At 70.1% G+C, this 14275-nt stretch carries 14 protein-coding genes and 7 tRNA genes; 4 read left to right on the top strand and 17 right to left on the bottom strand.

The window, feature by feature from the left end; translation table 11 throughout:
* Positions 1 to 31: 31 nt before the first annotated feature.
* The 13 genes from Dfulv_RS10900 to Dfulv_RS10840 all read right to left on the bottom strand — a co-directional run bounded on the left by Dfulv_RS10900 (position 32) and on the right by Dfulv_RS10840 (position 6291).
* On the bottom strand, positions 32 to 376 hold the full coding sequence (locus Dfulv_RS10900) for a YciI family protein (protein ID WP_259862638.1): 345 nt from the start codon (positions 374 to 376) through the stop codon (positions 32 to 34).
* 582 nt (positions 377 to 958) lie between these two features.
* Positions 959 to 2539, bottom strand: a complete 1581-nt coding sequence (locus Dfulv_RS10895; RefSeq protein ID WP_259862636.1) for an HNH endonuclease signature motif containing protein — start codon at positions 2537 to 2539, stop codon at positions 959 to 961.
* Between the two features lie 46 nt (positions 2540 to 2585).
* A tRNA-Ser gene (locus Dfulv_RS10890) sits at positions 2586 to 2671 on the bottom strand.
* Between the two features lie 28 nt (positions 2672 to 2699).
* Positions 2700 to 2773 (bottom strand) — tRNA-Arg (locus Dfulv_RS10885).
* Positions 2774 to 2778: 5 nt separating this feature from the next.
* A tRNA-Ser gene (locus tag Dfulv_RS10880) sits at positions 2779 to 2863 on the bottom strand.
* 33 nt (positions 2864 to 2896) lie between these two features.
* Positions 2897 to 2970 (bottom strand) — tRNA-Leu (locus Dfulv_RS10875).
* A 10-nt stretch (positions 2971 to 2980) separates the two neighbouring features.
* Positions 2981 to 3053: transfer RNA gene (locus tag Dfulv_RS10870), tRNA-Ala, on the bottom strand.
* 78 nt (positions 3054 to 3131) lie between these two features.
* Entirely contained in the window at positions 3132 to 3575 is a 444-nt protein-coding gene (locus tag Dfulv_RS10865; RefSeq protein ID WP_259862635.1) for an HNH endonuclease, read from the bottom strand.
* A gap of 70 nt (positions 3576 to 3645) precedes the next feature.
* Positions 3646 to 3718, bottom strand: a tRNA-Leu gene (locus Dfulv_RS10860).
* A 99-nt stretch (positions 3719 to 3817) separates the two neighbouring features.
* Positions 3818 to 3890: transfer RNA gene (locus Dfulv_RS10855), tRNA-Trp, on the bottom strand.
* 336 nt (positions 3891 to 4226) lie between these two features.
* Positions 4227 to 4856 carry a hypothetical protein gene (locus Dfulv_RS10850; protein WP_259862634.1) on the bottom strand — a complete coding sequence of 210 codons (630 nt, stop codon included), beginning with the start codon at positions 4854 to 4856 and terminating at the stop codon, positions 4227 to 4229.
* Positions 4857 to 4953: 97 nt separating this feature from the next.
* A complete protein-coding gene (locus tag Dfulv_RS10845) occupies positions 4954 to 5370 on the bottom strand; it encodes a response regulator (protein WP_259862633.1) in 417 nt (138 codons plus the stop codon).
* 156 nt (positions 5371 to 5526) lie between these two features.
* Positions 5527 to 6291, bottom strand: coding sequence for a hypothetical protein (locus tag Dfulv_RS10840; RefSeq protein WP_259862631.1), 765 nt, complete (start codon positions 6289 to 6291; stop codon positions 5527 to 5529).
* A 529-nt stretch (positions 6292 to 6820) separates the two neighbouring features.
* On the opposite strand from Dfulv_RS10840, the gene Dfulv_RS10835 reads away from it, so the two are divergent.
* The gene (locus tag Dfulv_RS10835; protein WP_259862630.1) at positions 6821 to 7786 is read left to right on the top strand and encodes a sodium:calcium antiporter; all 966 of its coding nucleotides are present in this window, start codon (positions 6821 to 6823) and stop codon (positions 7784 to 7786) included.
* A gap of 35 nt (positions 7787 to 7821) precedes the next feature.
* Entirely contained in the window at positions 7822 to 8208 is a 387-nt protein-coding gene (locus Dfulv_RS10830; protein WP_259862629.1) for an STAS domain-containing protein, read from the top strand.
* Positions 8209 to 8910: 702 nt separating this feature from the next.
* Here Dfulv_RS10830 and Dfulv_RS10825 read toward each other — a convergent pair.
* From Dfulv_RS10825 to Dfulv_RS10815, 3 genes are all read right to left on the bottom strand, one after another.
* Positions 8911 to 9576, bottom strand: coding sequence for a hypothetical protein (locus Dfulv_RS10825; RefSeq protein WP_259862628.1), 666 nt, complete (start codon positions 9574 to 9576; stop codon positions 8911 to 8913).
* 122 nt (positions 9577 to 9698) lie between these two features.
* On the bottom strand, positions 9699 to 10982 hold the full coding sequence (locus Dfulv_RS10820) for a citrate synthase (protein WP_259862627.1): 1284 nt from the start codon (positions 10980 to 10982) through the stop codon (positions 9699 to 9701).
* Positions 10983 to 11189: 207 nt separating this feature from the next.
* Positions 11190 to 11405: a hypothetical protein gene (locus tag Dfulv_RS10815; protein WP_259862626.1), complete on the bottom strand. Its 216-nt coding sequence runs from the start codon at positions 11403 to 11405 to the stop codon at positions 11190 to 11192.
* Between the two features lie 131 nt (positions 11406 to 11536).
* Between Dfulv_RS10815 and Dfulv_RS10810 the strand changes: the two genes are divergently transcribed.
* Positions 11537 to 12091: a hypothetical protein gene (locus Dfulv_RS10810; RefSeq protein WP_259862625.1), complete on the top strand. Its 555-nt coding sequence runs from the start codon at positions 11537 to 11539 to the stop codon at positions 12089 to 12091.
* Between the two features lie 66 nt (positions 12092 to 12157).
* Positions 12158 to 12868, top strand: a complete 711-nt coding sequence (locus Dfulv_RS10805; protein ID WP_259862624.1) for a class F sortase — start codon at positions 12158 to 12160, stop codon at positions 12866 to 12868.
* On the opposite strand, the gene Dfulv_RS10800 is transcribed toward Dfulv_RS10805, so the two are convergent.
* A complete protein-coding gene (locus Dfulv_RS10800; RefSeq protein WP_259862623.1) occupies positions 12859 to 14265 on the bottom strand; it encodes a hypothetical protein in 1407 nt (468 codons plus the stop codon). The genes Dfulv_RS10805 and Dfulv_RS10800 overlap by 10 nt on opposite strands.
* Between the last annotated feature and the right edge of the window lie 10 nt (positions 14266 to 14275).

Genomic DNA, 14275 nt, shown 5'->3' with positions numbered 1-14275 from the left:
TCGAACAGGGCCGGTCGAGCAGGGCCGCAGGTCAGTCTGTCAGCCCCTCCCCTTCCCAGTACGGGCGGATCTCCACGGCGTAGCGTCTCGCTGACGGGTGACTGGCGGCGACCTCGATCGCCTCGTCCAGGTCGGCGCACTCGACCAGCTCGAACCCGCCGATCTGCTCCTTCGTCTCCGCGTACGGACCGTCGGACACCAGCACCCGCCCATCGCGGACGCTGACGGTCTTCGCCTCGGCGGCGGGCCGCAGACGTATCCCCTGATGGGTGATCCCGCGCCGCTCGAGCGCGGCGTGCCAGATCACGAAGTCGGGCATCACGGTGATCTCGTCGGGGCCGAACTCGTCGGTGCCGTCGTCGCAGATCAACATCATGTACCGCATGGTGCTCCCTCCACGTCCTACGTGCGTGTTCTGACATCCCGACGATCGGGAGCCCGCCGGATCGACCACCCGACGCGAGGTCAGCGGAGGTCGAGGCGCCGCGGGAGATCAGGCGCGGGAGATCAGGCGTGGGGGATCAGGCACGGGGGGATTGGATGCTGCGGGATCGGACGCTACCGAAACTGGGCTGCCGGAACTGGCTGCCGAAGCAGGACTGTCGAAGCGGGACTGTCGAAACCTGGCGCTGTAGATCGTCGTCCCTTCGGAACGGTTCACCAAGAGCACCGAACCGAGCGCACCGAACCGAGCGCACCGAAGGAGCGGCCATGTTTCCGTCCGTCACCATGATGCGGGTCGCCGGGCAGGATGTCGCGGCGCGGCACCAGAGCGGCAGCCTGCTTGATCGGCACGGGTTCGCGATCATGTCGGAGGTCGAGCAGCGGGAAGTCGACCGGCGCATGGGCGAGCTTGCCCGGAGTTGGACCCGGCGGCTGTACCGCGTGAGGCGCGCCCTCCGCCGCTGGTGGGTCACGGCGAGCGTGCGCCGTGGGACACCTGCGCGCCGGACGGCGCCTAATCCCGCCGGTGGTACGCGTTGCGTCGTGGGCGCTGGGCCCAGTCAACGTACACGGGTGGGATGAACTCGGGGAGGTTGTCCTGCGGGTTGATGCGCACCTGCCAGGCGCCCTCGTGGACCAGGCGGTGGTGGGCGTGGCAGAGCAGGACCGCGTTGGGCAGGCTCGTCGGGCCGCCGTCGAGCCATGATCGCACGTGGTGGCCGTCGCACCAGCGGGGCGGGCGGTCGCAGCCGGGGAACGCGCACCCGCCGTCGCGGAGCACCAGAGCGCGCCGCAGCGGGCCGGTGAACAGCCGCTGGCTGCGGCCGACGTCGAGCGGCTGGGCGGCGCCGCCGAGGATCACCGGGATGACCTTGGCGTCGCAGGCCCACCTGCGGGCGGCGGCAGCGGTCAGCGTGCCGCCGTCTTCGAGCTCGGCGGTGCCCCGCTGCTGTTGCAGGGTCCGCAGCGGAACGGTGACGACGAGCTGCGGGCGCTCGCCACCGTTGTCGGGAAGGTCGCGGCAGGCCAGGGCGATGCGGAAGATCTCGACGACCGCGTCGGCGCGGAGCTGTCCCGCCGTCCGCGGCGGTTGGGTGCCTGCCGATGGTTTGGCGACGCGGGGTGAGCAGAGGGCGTCGAGGCCGGCGCGGAGGACGGCGGCGGACTCGCGGTCGAGCTGGCCGGAGACCCGGACGAGGGCCGTGCCGGGCACGTCGACCAGCCGGAAGTCCCGCATCTTGTGGGCGCGCTCCGCCAGGCGTTGCTCCCGCTCGTGCTCACGGCGCTCGGCTTCGGCCGGGTCGAGGTCGTCGAGCAGCCGAGCGCCGGCCGCGGTCAGAGCCTTCGGATCGGCCGGAAGACGAACGGCGCCGAGCGCGACATTCGCCGCTGCAACGCCGCCGGCCGGGGTGCCAGCGCCGGTGCCGCTGCCAGCGCCAGATCCGATGCCGGTACCAGTGCCGGCGCTGGTGCCCGCCGAGCCGGCAGCGCCCGAGCCGGCAGCGCCCGAGCCGGCAGCGCCCGAGCCGGCAGCGCCCGAGCCGGCGGCACCCGAGCCGGCGGCACCCGAGGTCGCGGCATCAGCGGAGCCGGAGCCGGTTTCGGATGAGGAGCAGGGCGCCGCGCCGCTCGTGTTGGCCACCGGCGCCGGGTCGGGCTTCGCGTTGCGGGATGCTTGCTTCGCCTGGACCAGGAGGCGGTGTTCGCCCTCCTCGCGGAGACCCGGCGGGAGTTGCATGACCGCCTCGGCGATCGCCCAGGCCTGCTCGACGTTGATCACCGCGTCGGCCAACGCGGCCGCCGTCGCGGTCAGGTCGGAGTCCAGGGCCGCGGCGAGGCGGACCAGGCGGGATGCGGTGGTCGCGCTCAGCTGGTATCGATGGTGGAGCCATGCCGCCGTCGACGCGCCGCCGAGAAGCCTGCCGAGGCCGCGGCCGTCGATCTCGCGCAGGACGGTCAGCTTGGCGGCGGCGCAGCGCTGCTCGGCGTCGTGGAGCATGTCGAGAGCCGAGAGCAGGCGGTCGCCGGGCCACGACCACACGCCTGCCGCCGGGCCCGCGCCCAGCAACTCGTCGACCAGCTCTGCCACATCCACGCCGTCACGTTAGAACAGACGTACGACAATTTCGCGGGATCTTGAGCGGGGAGGGTGGGAGTCGAACCCACACGGGCGTCAACCCAACGCCGTTTTCGAGACGGGTGCCGGCACCAATCGGCTGGCCTCCCCCAACTACAACACACAAACACGACACGAGCACCCTTGGAAGGACTCGAACCTCCGACCTCCTCGTTCGTAGCGAGGCGCTCTACTCCACTGAGCTACAAGGGCATGCGCGGAAAGTGAGGGGATCGAACCCCCGCGGGGTCTCCCCCGTCGACGGCTTAGCAAGCCGCAGCCTTACCGCTCGGCCAACTCTCCACATTGGACAACGTACGAAGATCTGATGCTGCGTACCCGGAAGAGGATTCGAACCTCCACTGTCCTGACCCTGAATCAGGTGCCTCCTGCCGTTGGGCTACCCGGGCATGTACCGCGTGGACCCGACCGGACTCGAACCGGTCACCTCCGCTTTGCAAGAGCGGCGCTCTTCCTGATGAGCTACGAGCCCTGGACACTGCAGCTACCTTGGTGCGACCACCTGGAATGCCGGCCCCGGCAGGCGGTAGCAGGACCCGCCGGGGCCGATCTAGCGCTGGGCGAGCGCGGCCCACGTCGGGACCGACGGCTTGACCCTCAGCACCATGCCCGCCTCGGCGGGGGTGCGGTCGCCCTTGCGCTGGTTGCAGGCCGAGCAGGCCGCAACGGTGTTCTTCCAGGTGTTCCGCCCACCCCGCGAACGGGGCAGGACGTGGTCGATGGTGGTGGCCTCGCGCCCGCAGTACCCGCAACGGCGGCCGTCACGGGCGTGCACACCGGCGCGCGACCATGCCGGCCCGGCACCGAAGCGCCACCGGGTCACCACGTAGGACACGAGCCGCACCACCCGCGGGAGCGGGTAGACCCCGATCAACCGGTCCGGCTCCGCCTCGTGCACGACGGCCACCTCACGCAGGAGCATGCGGATGGCGTGGCGGAGAGTGACCCGGTGCAGGGGTCCGAGGTCGGCGTTGAGTACGAGAACCGCGGTCACCGGGCCTCCTCCCTTCACAAATGCCAGCAAAACCGATGTACTACTACAACTTGCACCAAACGATCTTGCGTGCCGTGGGCGGGATTCGAACCCGCACTGAACCCGGTTTGAGCGGGCCGCCTCTGCCGTTGGGCCACCTCGGCGCGACACTGCAGTCCCGCAGAAACAGCCTGCGGGAGTTGTACTGGATGAATTTGTCAATGAACAACGTCAATGCCAATCTGGCGAAAGGCAGAACGATGCACGGGCGGCAGGAATTGAACCCGCAACCGCCGGATTTGGAGGCCGGTGCTCTACCTGTTGAGCTACACCCGCAAGATGACACAAAAAAGCCGCCCGAAGCTGGCCCGGGCGGCTGGAGAGGCTGATGGACTAGCCTCGCCACCGACCCGAACGCTCCAGCAACCCGCTGACCAGCAGGTTGTCGCGCCGCGACCGCCAACGGCGGGACACGGCGGCCAGACCGAACGGCGCGCTCGCCGTTAGTCGTGACTCCATGTGCCCGTTCATCGCCGGTCCCTTCTCTGGTTTCTTCGTCTCTGGGCTCTTCGTCTCTGCATTCGTTGCCCTGACGCATTCAAAGATACGACCCCGCCCGAGCCGAGGCAAGACATTTAATCTTCGACGGGGCAGGATTTGACGCACACAGCCTCAGCCGCGGCTGCCGGCCGTCGTGTAGTGCGCCAGGTACAGGTCCATCTCGTCGGTGGACTCGTCGCCCTCGTTGACGCTGAACCACAGCGAGTTTTCCAGCCAGAAGCGGTGGATGAACTGCTCGAACCCGTCTGCCGAGCGGACCATGTTGGCGACCAGCGTGTCGGGGTCGACCTCCTCCAGCCCGACGATCTCGAGCAGCCAGGGCGAGGCGATCACAAACGGTTCGGCGCCGGGGCGCAGGTAGAGGTACCAGATCACGCAGTCCTGCTGATCACGCAGGAACCGGACGAGCTGGGCCTCGGGCTCGACCGGGCTGGGCACCGGACGCGGCGCCAGATCGAAGTCGCAGCCGGTGCAGGACGGGATCGAGTCCATCAGCACCTGGCTGCCCATGAACCGCTTGAAGGCCGGCGGCAGTTCGACGTGCTGCTCGAGGGCGGCCACCTCCATGGCCCGCAGCGGGTCGTGCGGGGCGTCGGGGAGCAGCCAGCCGAACGTACCGTCGAAGCGGGACTCGTCGACGACCGGCAGGCTCTCGGTGGAGTAGAGCTCATACGTGCCCATGCTCACCCGGGCGCTGCCCAGGTCGGTGCCCCACCAGCCGTGCGGGAAGTCGATCGTCATGTTTCGCACGGTACGACGGCGGGTGGGGTTCTTCCGTCGCCTATCGGACCAAGACGAGCGCGTTTCAGGTCAAGATCTCACAACGGAAACAGCCACGTCAGGCGGGTGAACCGGCCGCCTCCGTCGGCGGCGAGAGCGGGACGAGGCCGAGGTACGCCAGCTTGTCCACGATCGCCTCGGCGGTGAACGGCTTGATCACGTATTCGTGCGCTCCCGCGGCGAGGGCGCGCACGATCTGGCCGTGTTCGCTCTCGGTCGTCACCATCATGAGGGTCATCTGGCGGAGGTGTTTCTGCTTGCGCACGGCCATGACAAACTCGAGGCCGTTCATCTCCGGCATGTTCCAGTCGATGAGGGCCAGCCCGGGCTGCAGGTTGTCGTCCCAGATCTGGTCGAGTGCGTCCTTGCCGTTCGTCGCCTCGCGCACCTCGAACCCGAGGGGCAGCAGAATCCGTTTCAGGATGCCCCTCATCGCGCGCGAGTCGTCGATGACCATGGCGAGCTTGGTGTCCATGCAGACTTTCCCCCTCTCCGACAGCTCCATCGGCCGGTCGGCGGCGATCCTGAGCAAGGCACCAGCAGGAAAGGCGCGAGGGCGGCGGAGAGACCGGTCAAGGCGGCGGGGCCACCGGGGATCGTCGGACACTCCGGATCGGCCTCAGCCATACCGTCATTGGACGCTGCTGGTCCGCTTCAGCTGGATCGTCATGACGTCGTTCGTCAGGCTCATCGCGACCGGGCCGCAGTTGATCCGCAGGGGCTGGGGCATGTGGGGCGCCAGGCTGCCGTGGAAGTCCTGCCGGCCGTTGCGGATGAACGTCTCGGTGCCGCTGGGGCGTGGGGAGGCGAAGACCAGCATGCCGTTCTCGACGTTGAAGCTGTAGCTGATGAAGCCGCTGAAGACGTAGTCGAAGTTGGAGGTGCCGTTCGTGCCGGTCATGTGGACGCCGTCGCCGTAGTCGAAGACGGCGCGGCCGGTGTCACCGTACCGCTGGTAGGTGCCGCTGCTGTGGAACGGGAACACGCCGGTGTTGCGGACGGTGACCTGCTGGTCGTGCTTCTCCTCCAGCCAGACGCCGAGCACGCAGGCGGCGAGCGAGTCGGTCGACGCGCTGGGCGTGGCACCGGGGACGGCCGAGGAGCCGGCGGACGCCGACGGTTCCGCACCCGGCACGTCCGCCGCGCCGGTGACCGACGGGGACGCGGCGGCGGGCGGGGTGCGGCTCGGGGACTGAGCCGCCTCGACGGGTGTCGCCTCCCCGCCGCCGGAGGCGGCGTAGACGATGACGGCACCGATCAGTACCAGACAGACGACACCGAGGACGAGGCCGGGAATCAGCAGCGGGTTTCGCCCGGTCGACGGCGGTGCCGCCGGCGGCGGGCCGTAGGCCGGCTGAGCCGGGAACGCTCCCGTCGGCGAAGACTGCGCCGGCACCGAGGGAGGCGGCGCACCAGGCGCCGGCACGGACTGGGCCGCAGACTGAGCCGTGGACTGGGTCGCAAACTGGGCCGTGGACTGGGGCTGCGTCGCCGCGGACTGGGCCGGGGGCAGGCCGCGGGACAGACGGCAATGGATGCAGTTTCCCGCGGCGTCGATCCCGGTGGCGCCGCAGCGTGGGCACCGCACAGTGACCCCCTCCCCTCCAGAGGTCCACGTGCCGCGCGCTGGGCGTCCACATTGGAGCGCGGGCGCCCAGCGGCCACGAGAAATGGTGAGACCGGCATCCACGGGGGAAGACGCCGGTCTCGATGAAAACTGTAAAGCCCTCCGGCGCTTTCCGCCACCCATGAACCCTGTCAATTCGCCGGGAGCGGTCCCAAGGAATCTCGGGGAAGGCCCGGGCGACGACGCCAGCCGGGGTGCGGAGCGCGCCGGACGGTATGGTTTCGAGCCAGGCACACCCGGGATCACGAGTGCTGATCACGGGCGGAAGACGAGCGGCGGAAGAGGGCAGAGGAGGCGGATGTCGACCCTGTTGGTGATCGGGCTCGGCATCGTCGGTCTTGCCGTGCTGGCCGTCGGCGCCGACCAGCTCGTCGTCGGTGCCGGGCGACTGGCCACGGTCCTGCGGGTGGCGCCGGTGATCGTCGGGGTCGTGGTGATCGGCCTGGGCACGAGCGCCCCCGAGTTCGTCGTGTCGGGCGTCGCCGCCGTGCGGGACGATGCGGGGCTGGCGCTGGGCAGCCTCGTCGGGTCGAACATTCTCAACGTGACGCTGATCCTCGGCGTCGTCGCCATCGTCTCGCCGGTGGTGGTCCGCTCGTCGGTGCCGGTTCGCGAGGCGCCGCTGATGGTCGCCAGCGTGGCGATCTTCGGGGCGTTCGCGCTCGTGGGCATGAAGTTCGTCGCGGGTGTACTGCTCGCGGTGCTGACTGTCGGCGCGCTGGTGCTGTTGGTGCGCCTTTCGCGCGTACCGCCGGATGATCCGCTGCCGGATGACGTGGCGGCGTTCGTCGAGCCCTCCCCGCCGCCCGGCCGCTGGTGGGTGGAGGCCGTCCGGACCCTCCTCGGGCTCGCCGCGACGCTGGGTGGCGCGCAACTGCTGGTGGCCAACGCGAGCACGCTGGCGCACCGGTGGGGGGTGAGCGACACGGTCATCGGGTTCACGCTGCTGGCGGGCAGCACGGCGCTGCCGGAACTGACGACGGCGGTGCAGGCGCAGCGACGCGGCCAAGGTGACCTGATGGTCGGCAACCTGCTGGGCAGCAACCTGTTCAACAGCCTGATCGGCGGGGCGGTCGTCGGGCTGGCGGCCGGCGAGGACACGATCGCGCCGTTCGGGTTCGCCGCGGTGACCGCGATGGTGGGCGCCGGGGTGCTCGCGTGGCTGCTGCTCAAGCGCGGCAACCGCATCACCCGGCCGGAGGCGGCGGTCCTGCTCTGCTCGTACGCACTGATGCTCCCACTGTTGATCTCTGCGAATCCGTGACGTTTCCGATCCGGCGCGCTGGGTACGCGGGTCGAATGGGCGACGCAATGGTCCGGACACACCGCTCCGGGGAGGGTTCGGACAGCACGATCGTGGTGGAAGTCCTCGGGCCGCTGGAGGCGGCGACAGTGGGAGCGCTGCGTTCGGTGGTGCTCGAGACGGTGGACACGTACCGTCCCCACCTGCTCACAGTAGACCTGCGGCGGGTCCCGTTCATGGATTCGATCGGTATCGGCACGCTGGTCGCCATCAACAACAAGGCCCGTGAGTTCGGCGGTCGCATGGACGTGCGCAGCCCGTCACCATTTGTGCACCGGATGTTGCAGGTGACCGGGCTGACGGAGCTGTTCGGGCTGCCCGAACTGCCCGAGGACGCCCCGGTGTCGGGCGCCGGGGTAATGGGGCTACCGGGGCTGCGGTAGCCGCCGGCGAAGCGCGCTCCACGAGGACGGGCGCGGGTCGAGCCGAACGCCGGTCCTCGTGCACCACTCAGACGCGGTCGACCACCACGGTGCCCATGCCGGCGGCCCCCTCGGCGGTTCCCGCCGGGCGGAGGTTTTGCCAGCGGCCATGGCGATGTGGTGTCCCACATCGACGGACACGAAACACGCTGAAGCCGGAAGGCGCTGACCGACCTGGAACGCTGACCGACCTGGAACGCTGACCGACCTGGAACGCTGACGAGCCCGGAAGGCGGGAAGCGCGAGGAAACCGGCCCGGAAACCCAGGACCGGGGCCGCCGCCACGGGGGAAGCGGCGGCCCCGGCCGTCCTTGGGATGCCACGCAATGTACTCCCAACCGGAGCCACTGCACAGCCCCTCAATCGTGCCGTCTTGGCGATCGTGCGGATCTGTCCAATGTGGAGGGGTGGACTGCACACGATCGAACAAATGGTGGCGTGCCAACGGGATCAGGACGACGGTCGGTGCACTCGCCGTGCACGAACGGACCCCACCCGGACGCTGAACGCGCAAAGGGCGGACGAACAACCGGGCGAAGGACCGAATGAACGAAGCACCGGACAGGCGCACCGAACGAAGCGCCGCTGGGCGGTTCAGGCAACGGATCAGACGGAGGACCTGACGGAGGATCTGACAGAGGATCAGCGGGCGGGGGCGAACCCCTACGCCGACGGCAGCAGCGCGGCGCGGCGGGCCGCCTCGGCCGGCGTCAGCAGCTCGCCGTCCAGCACCACGGCCCAGAACGCGTCCAGCGGGATCCGCTCGAACAACGGCGAGCCCAGTCCGGCGAACACGTCCTCCGGCACCAGTTTGAGCGACGTCGTGACGACGACCGTCGGGACGCTGCGGGCCAGGGCCAGCGTGCCCTTGATGTTGAGGACCCGGGTCGGGCTGATGGCGTCGGCGCCGGCCAGCCCGGTGACCGGCTGGAGGCCCTCGGTGCCGGGGGCGTCCACCGTGCCGGCGGGCAGGCCGGCCGCGACGGCCTTGACGAGGGCGCTGCTCGGCGCGGTGCGCACCCAGCCGCCGCGCACCTGCAGCAGGCGCGTGGCCAGGCCGACGCTCAGCTCGACGTCACGGTCGAGCTGATCCCGGATCGCCCGCAGCGCGGGGCCCGGGTCGTCGCTGTTCGCGGCGCGCGCGATGTGCCACATCGAGGCATACCCGGGCAGGAGTCCGGGCAGCGGGGCCACCACGGCCCGCAGGGCCGGCGGGTCGTGCACGAACTCGGCGAGTCCGTCGAGCACCTGCCGGGCCACCCCGGTCGCCCCGGACGTCCGGTCCTGCACGGCCGCGGTGAGTAGCGGCGACAACGTTGGCGCGCTCATGTAGCTCCGATTGCTCCCTGTCGAAAACGGACAACGACCCCAACGGACTCATGTATGAGACAGCCGGGGTCGATCTCCGTCAAGTAGACAAACGAGCAAGAAGCGGTTGGCGCAGCGGGTCTTTACCGACCGGCAATCGGGGCGTAATCCCGTTGCCCGTAACCGATGTAGACCTGCCGGGGACGGCCGATCTTGGTGTCCGGATCGTTGATCATCTCGCGCCACTGGGCGATCCAGCCGGGGAGCCGGCCGAGCGCGAAGAGCACGGTGAACATCGTGGTCGGGAAGCCCATCGCCTTGTAGATGAGGCCGGTGTAGAAGTCGACGTTGGGGTACAGCTTCCGGGAGACGAAGAAGTCGTCGGCGAGCGCGATCTCCTCGAGCTGCATCGCCAGGTCGAGCAGCGGGTCGGGCTTGGCCATGCGGCCGAGCACGTCCTGGGCGGCCTTCTTGACCAGGGCGGCGCGCGGGTCGTAGTTCTTGTAGACCCGGTGGCCGAAGCCCATGAGCCGGACGCCGTCCTCCTTGTTCTTGACCTTGCGGACGAACGCGTTGACGTCGCCGCCGTCGGACTGGATGCGCTGGAGCATCTCGAGGACGGCCTGGTTGGCACCGCCGTGCAGCGGGCCGAAGAGCGCGTTGACGCCCGCGGAGACGGAGGCGAAGAGGTTGGCCTGGCTGGAGCCGACGAGGCGGACCGTCGAGGTGGAGCAGTTCTGCTCGTGGTCGGCGTGCAGCAGCAGGAGCATGTCGAGGACCTTGACGAAGACCGGGTCGATCTCGTACGGCGTGGCGGGCACGCCGAAGGTCATGCGCAGGAAGTTCTCGACGTAGCCGAGCGAGTTGTCCGGGTAGAGCATCGGCTGGCCGATGGCCTTCTTGTAGGCGTACGACGCGATGGTCGGCACCTTGGCCATGAGCCGGATCGTGGAGATCTCGACCTGCTCGTCGTCGAACGGGTTGAGGCTGTCCTGGTAGAAGGTCGACAGCGCGCTCACCGCGGACGAGAGCACCGCCATGGGGTGGGCGTCACGGGGGAAGCCGTCGAAGAACCGGCGCAGTTCCTCGTGCAGGAGCGTATGGTGCTGGATGCGGTTGGTGAACTCGGTGAGCTGCTGGCTGGTCGGCAGCTCACCGTGGATCAGCAGGTAGGACGTCTCGAGGAAGCTGGACTGCTCGGCGAGCTGCTCGATGGGATATCCGCGGTATCGCAGGATGCCCTGGTCACCGTCGATGTAGGTGATCGACGAGACGCACGACGCGGTGTTGACGAAACCCGTGTCGAGCGTGACCTGCCCGGTCTCCTTGAGTAGTTTGCTGATCTCGAGCCCGGAAGGCCCTTCGGTCGCTTTGTGTACCGGCAGATCGAGCTCGCCATCCGGGTGGGTGATCTTGTACTCACTCATGCGCGTCGTTCCCGTCTCGTCCCGCAGTCCGGCTCCTGGCCGCGGCCGTCATTGCCCACGACCGGCGCTTATGGCGCCGCGCCAGGCAGGATTTCAGATGGATGCACCCCGCCGTGCGGCGGGGCGCGTCACTGCGATATTTCCTACTCGTAACGCGCCAGAGGCAGGGGCCGTCAAAGAGCACCCGAGGCGCCGAGGGCGTCCGGGTCACGCCTTGACGACGTCGTGGTCGAGGCCGAGGGTCTCGGCCAAGCGCCGCCCGAATTCATCGTCGCACTGCGAGAAGTGCCAGACCATCGTTTCCTGGGTCACCGTCTCGCATCGCGAGAGCAGGCCGGTGGGATCGAGCACCAGGTCAAGGCCGTTGACCAGGACATCAGCGCCGAACGCGAGCCGCTCGTTGTCGTTGTGGAAATTGGTCACACCCGGGCCGCCGGGGGTGATCTTATCGGCGAATCGCCACCCGGCATCGTGTCACGCGGAGTACAACGAGCGGGCGTGATCGCCCGCGGCGGGTGTTCAGCAGTCACCCCGGATTCCCGGCAAATGGACCCATGCGACGAATCCTCAGTGGCGTCGCGCTCGGTGGCGTGACCGCGCTCCTCGTGCTGCCCGGCGTGGCGGCGGCTGAGCCGTCCGGCTCGGCGAGCGCCTCACCGAGTGCGTCGGCGAGCGTTTCGCCCGGTACGACCGAAACGATCTCGCCGGCAAGTCCGGTCGGTTCGGTCAGCCCCGAGACGGTCCAGCCGGGTGGAAGGGTCACATTCAGCATCGTGTGCGCCGTCGGGGTCCGTTCCGCCGACGTCGCCGGGACCGTCCTGGGGCTGTCGGCGCGCCTCCCGATGCAGGCCGGTTCGACCAGCGGGGTCTTCTCCCTGGCCGTGGACATCCCGCAGTCCATCAGCCCGGGCACGTTCCTGGTGAGCCTCGACTGCGCCGACGGCACGTCCTCGGTCGTCCAGCTCGTCGTCTCGCCCTCGGGCGGGGTGCCGGCGGGTGGCGGTGCCACCACGCGGGGCGCGAACGCCGCGCTGATGGCCACCGGAGGCAGCCTCCTCGTCATCGGCGCCGCGGGGGCACTGCTCCTGCGCCGGGGCCGCCCGTCGTGACCCCGGGTGACGACCGGAGCCGCGACACGGGGGGCCGGGCGGTGACCTGAGTCGGTGACCTGATCCGTGTCCGAGTACCAGAGCCGGCACGCTCTGCGCTCCCACCGATCGCCGGAGCGCTTCCTCGTGCGCCGGGACGGCACCTGGCGTGCCACCACGGCCATGGCCCTGATCGCCGTCGTGGTCTGCGGCGTGTCGCTCATCGGCGCGTCGTTCACCGGCGGATCCGGCCCGCCGCCGTTCATCGCCGCTGACGGCGGGTCCTCCGCAGGCGTCGGCGCCGCGACGGCGCGGGGCGGGGCCGGCCTGCCCGAGTCGCCGCCGGCGCGGCTGGCCATCGGGACGATCGAGGTGGACGCGCCGGTGCAGGCCGTGGACGTGGACCGCGACGGCATGCTCGAGACGCCGTCCCTGCAGAACCCGAAGAACGTCGGGTGGTACCGGCGGGGGCCGACGCCCGGCGAGATCGGCAACTCGGTGCTCGTCGGTCACGTCGACACGGCGGCCAGCGGCCCGGCCGTCTTCTACGACCTGGGCCGGCTCAAGCCCGGCGACCTGGTGACGGTGACCCGGGAGGACGGCTCCACGGTGGTGTTCCGGGTCGACTCGGTGCGGATGTTCGCGAAGGCGGACTTCCCCGCCGACCTGGTGTACGGGCCGGCGGACCACGCGCAGCTGCGGCTGGTGACGTGCGGCGGCGCGTTCGACCGGCGGCGCGGCGGCTACCTGGCCAACACCGTGGTCACCGCGACCTTGACGTCGTGGCGTCAACGCTGACCGGTGTCGGCGCTGAACGGCTCCAGCGTGACGGCGTGGATCCGGTCCGGCGCGACCCGCCGCTCGATCAGCATGTTGCGCATGACGCCGACCGCGAGGGGTGTGCCGCTGAGGTACACGTCGTGCGAGGTCCACTCGCCGAAGTCGACGACCACCTGCGGGAGGGAGCCGCTGAGGTACGGGTGGGCGGGGCCCCTCGCGACGACCGGATGCACCGTCGCGTGGGCGCAGCGGGCGGCGTGCTCGCGCAGGGACTCCAGGTCGTAGAGGTCGTCGCGGGTCGAGACGCCCCAGAAGATGTGCACGACGCGATCGTCGCCGCGCCCGGCGAACTCCGGCAGCAGTGCCTTGATCGGGGTCACGTGGATGTCCTCGGCGACGATGAGCACCGCACCCGCCGAGCCGTCCTCGATCACGAAGTCGCCCTCGGCCCGATGTAGCCGCACGGGGTCGCCGACGTGTGTCGCCCGGACGAGGGAACCGGTCGCCTCGTCGCCCGGCACGGCCTGGACGTGGATCTCGATGTGGTTGTCCCCGGCGGGCGGCTCGCCGATCCAGCAGGCCCGCCAGGCGCCGGGCACCCGGTGGCACTCGACGATCGCGCGCTGGCCGGCACGGAACGGGTACGGCAGGTCGGTGGCGACGGTCAGCACGGCGACGTCGTCGCGGCGGCGGTCGTGGGCGAGGACGGTGCCGGTCCAGAAGGGGGCCTCCCCGTGCATCAACTGAGTGCCCTGGCGCAGCCAGCCGACCACGAACCGCCAGCCGTCGCGCCAGGCGTCGGCATCCTCGTCGGACCAGCCCGCGGTGCCTGCCGCACCGCCTGCCGCACCGCCCTCAGCAGCACCGGCGGCACCGCCGTGCGCACCGGTCCCGGCGGCGCCGGCGGTCTCCCGGACCGCGTCCAGCAGCGCCTGGCCGAACAGGTCGAACTGCCGGCCGGGCGGGCCGGTCAGCGCCTCGATCGCCGGTCCGATCTGGGCCAGGGCCGGCACGACCGCGTTCGGCTGGTCGAAGTGCTCCAGCATCCAGGCGAACCCGCGCTCGGCCGCCTCCGGGTCGTACGCGATCGCGCTGTGCAGGACGGTGCGCTGCTCGGCCGGCACGTCGGCGAGCCGCCGCACGACACGCCGGATCGCGCTCGGGCCGCCCCGCCCCAGTGACTGCCGCAGCCGCGACTGGAGCTGCGGCAGATAGCCCTGATCGCCCTGTTTCGGGCCGTCGGTCGGGCCGTCCTGTGCCAGACTGTCGGTTGGACGATCTTGGCGGTGCCGCCGCCGGCGCCGGTCGGCGGGTGTCTGCCTGTCCTGGCCGCCCTGCTCCAACTGCGCCTGCCGCCAGGCCCACAGCACCGTCCGCGGTTCGCCGCCGCCTCCCACCGGTCCAACCTGCGTCACCCGTCCAGTC

It is taken from the genome of Dactylosporangium fulvum, from assembly GCF_025137375.1.
GTDB classification, from domain to species: domain Bacteria; phylum Actinomycetota; class Actinomycetes; order Mycobacteriales; family Micromonosporaceae; genus Dactylosporangium; species Dactylosporangium fulvum.
Note: the sequence above shows the minus strand (reverse complement) of the source record. Positions and strands in the feature narration are given on the sequence as shown.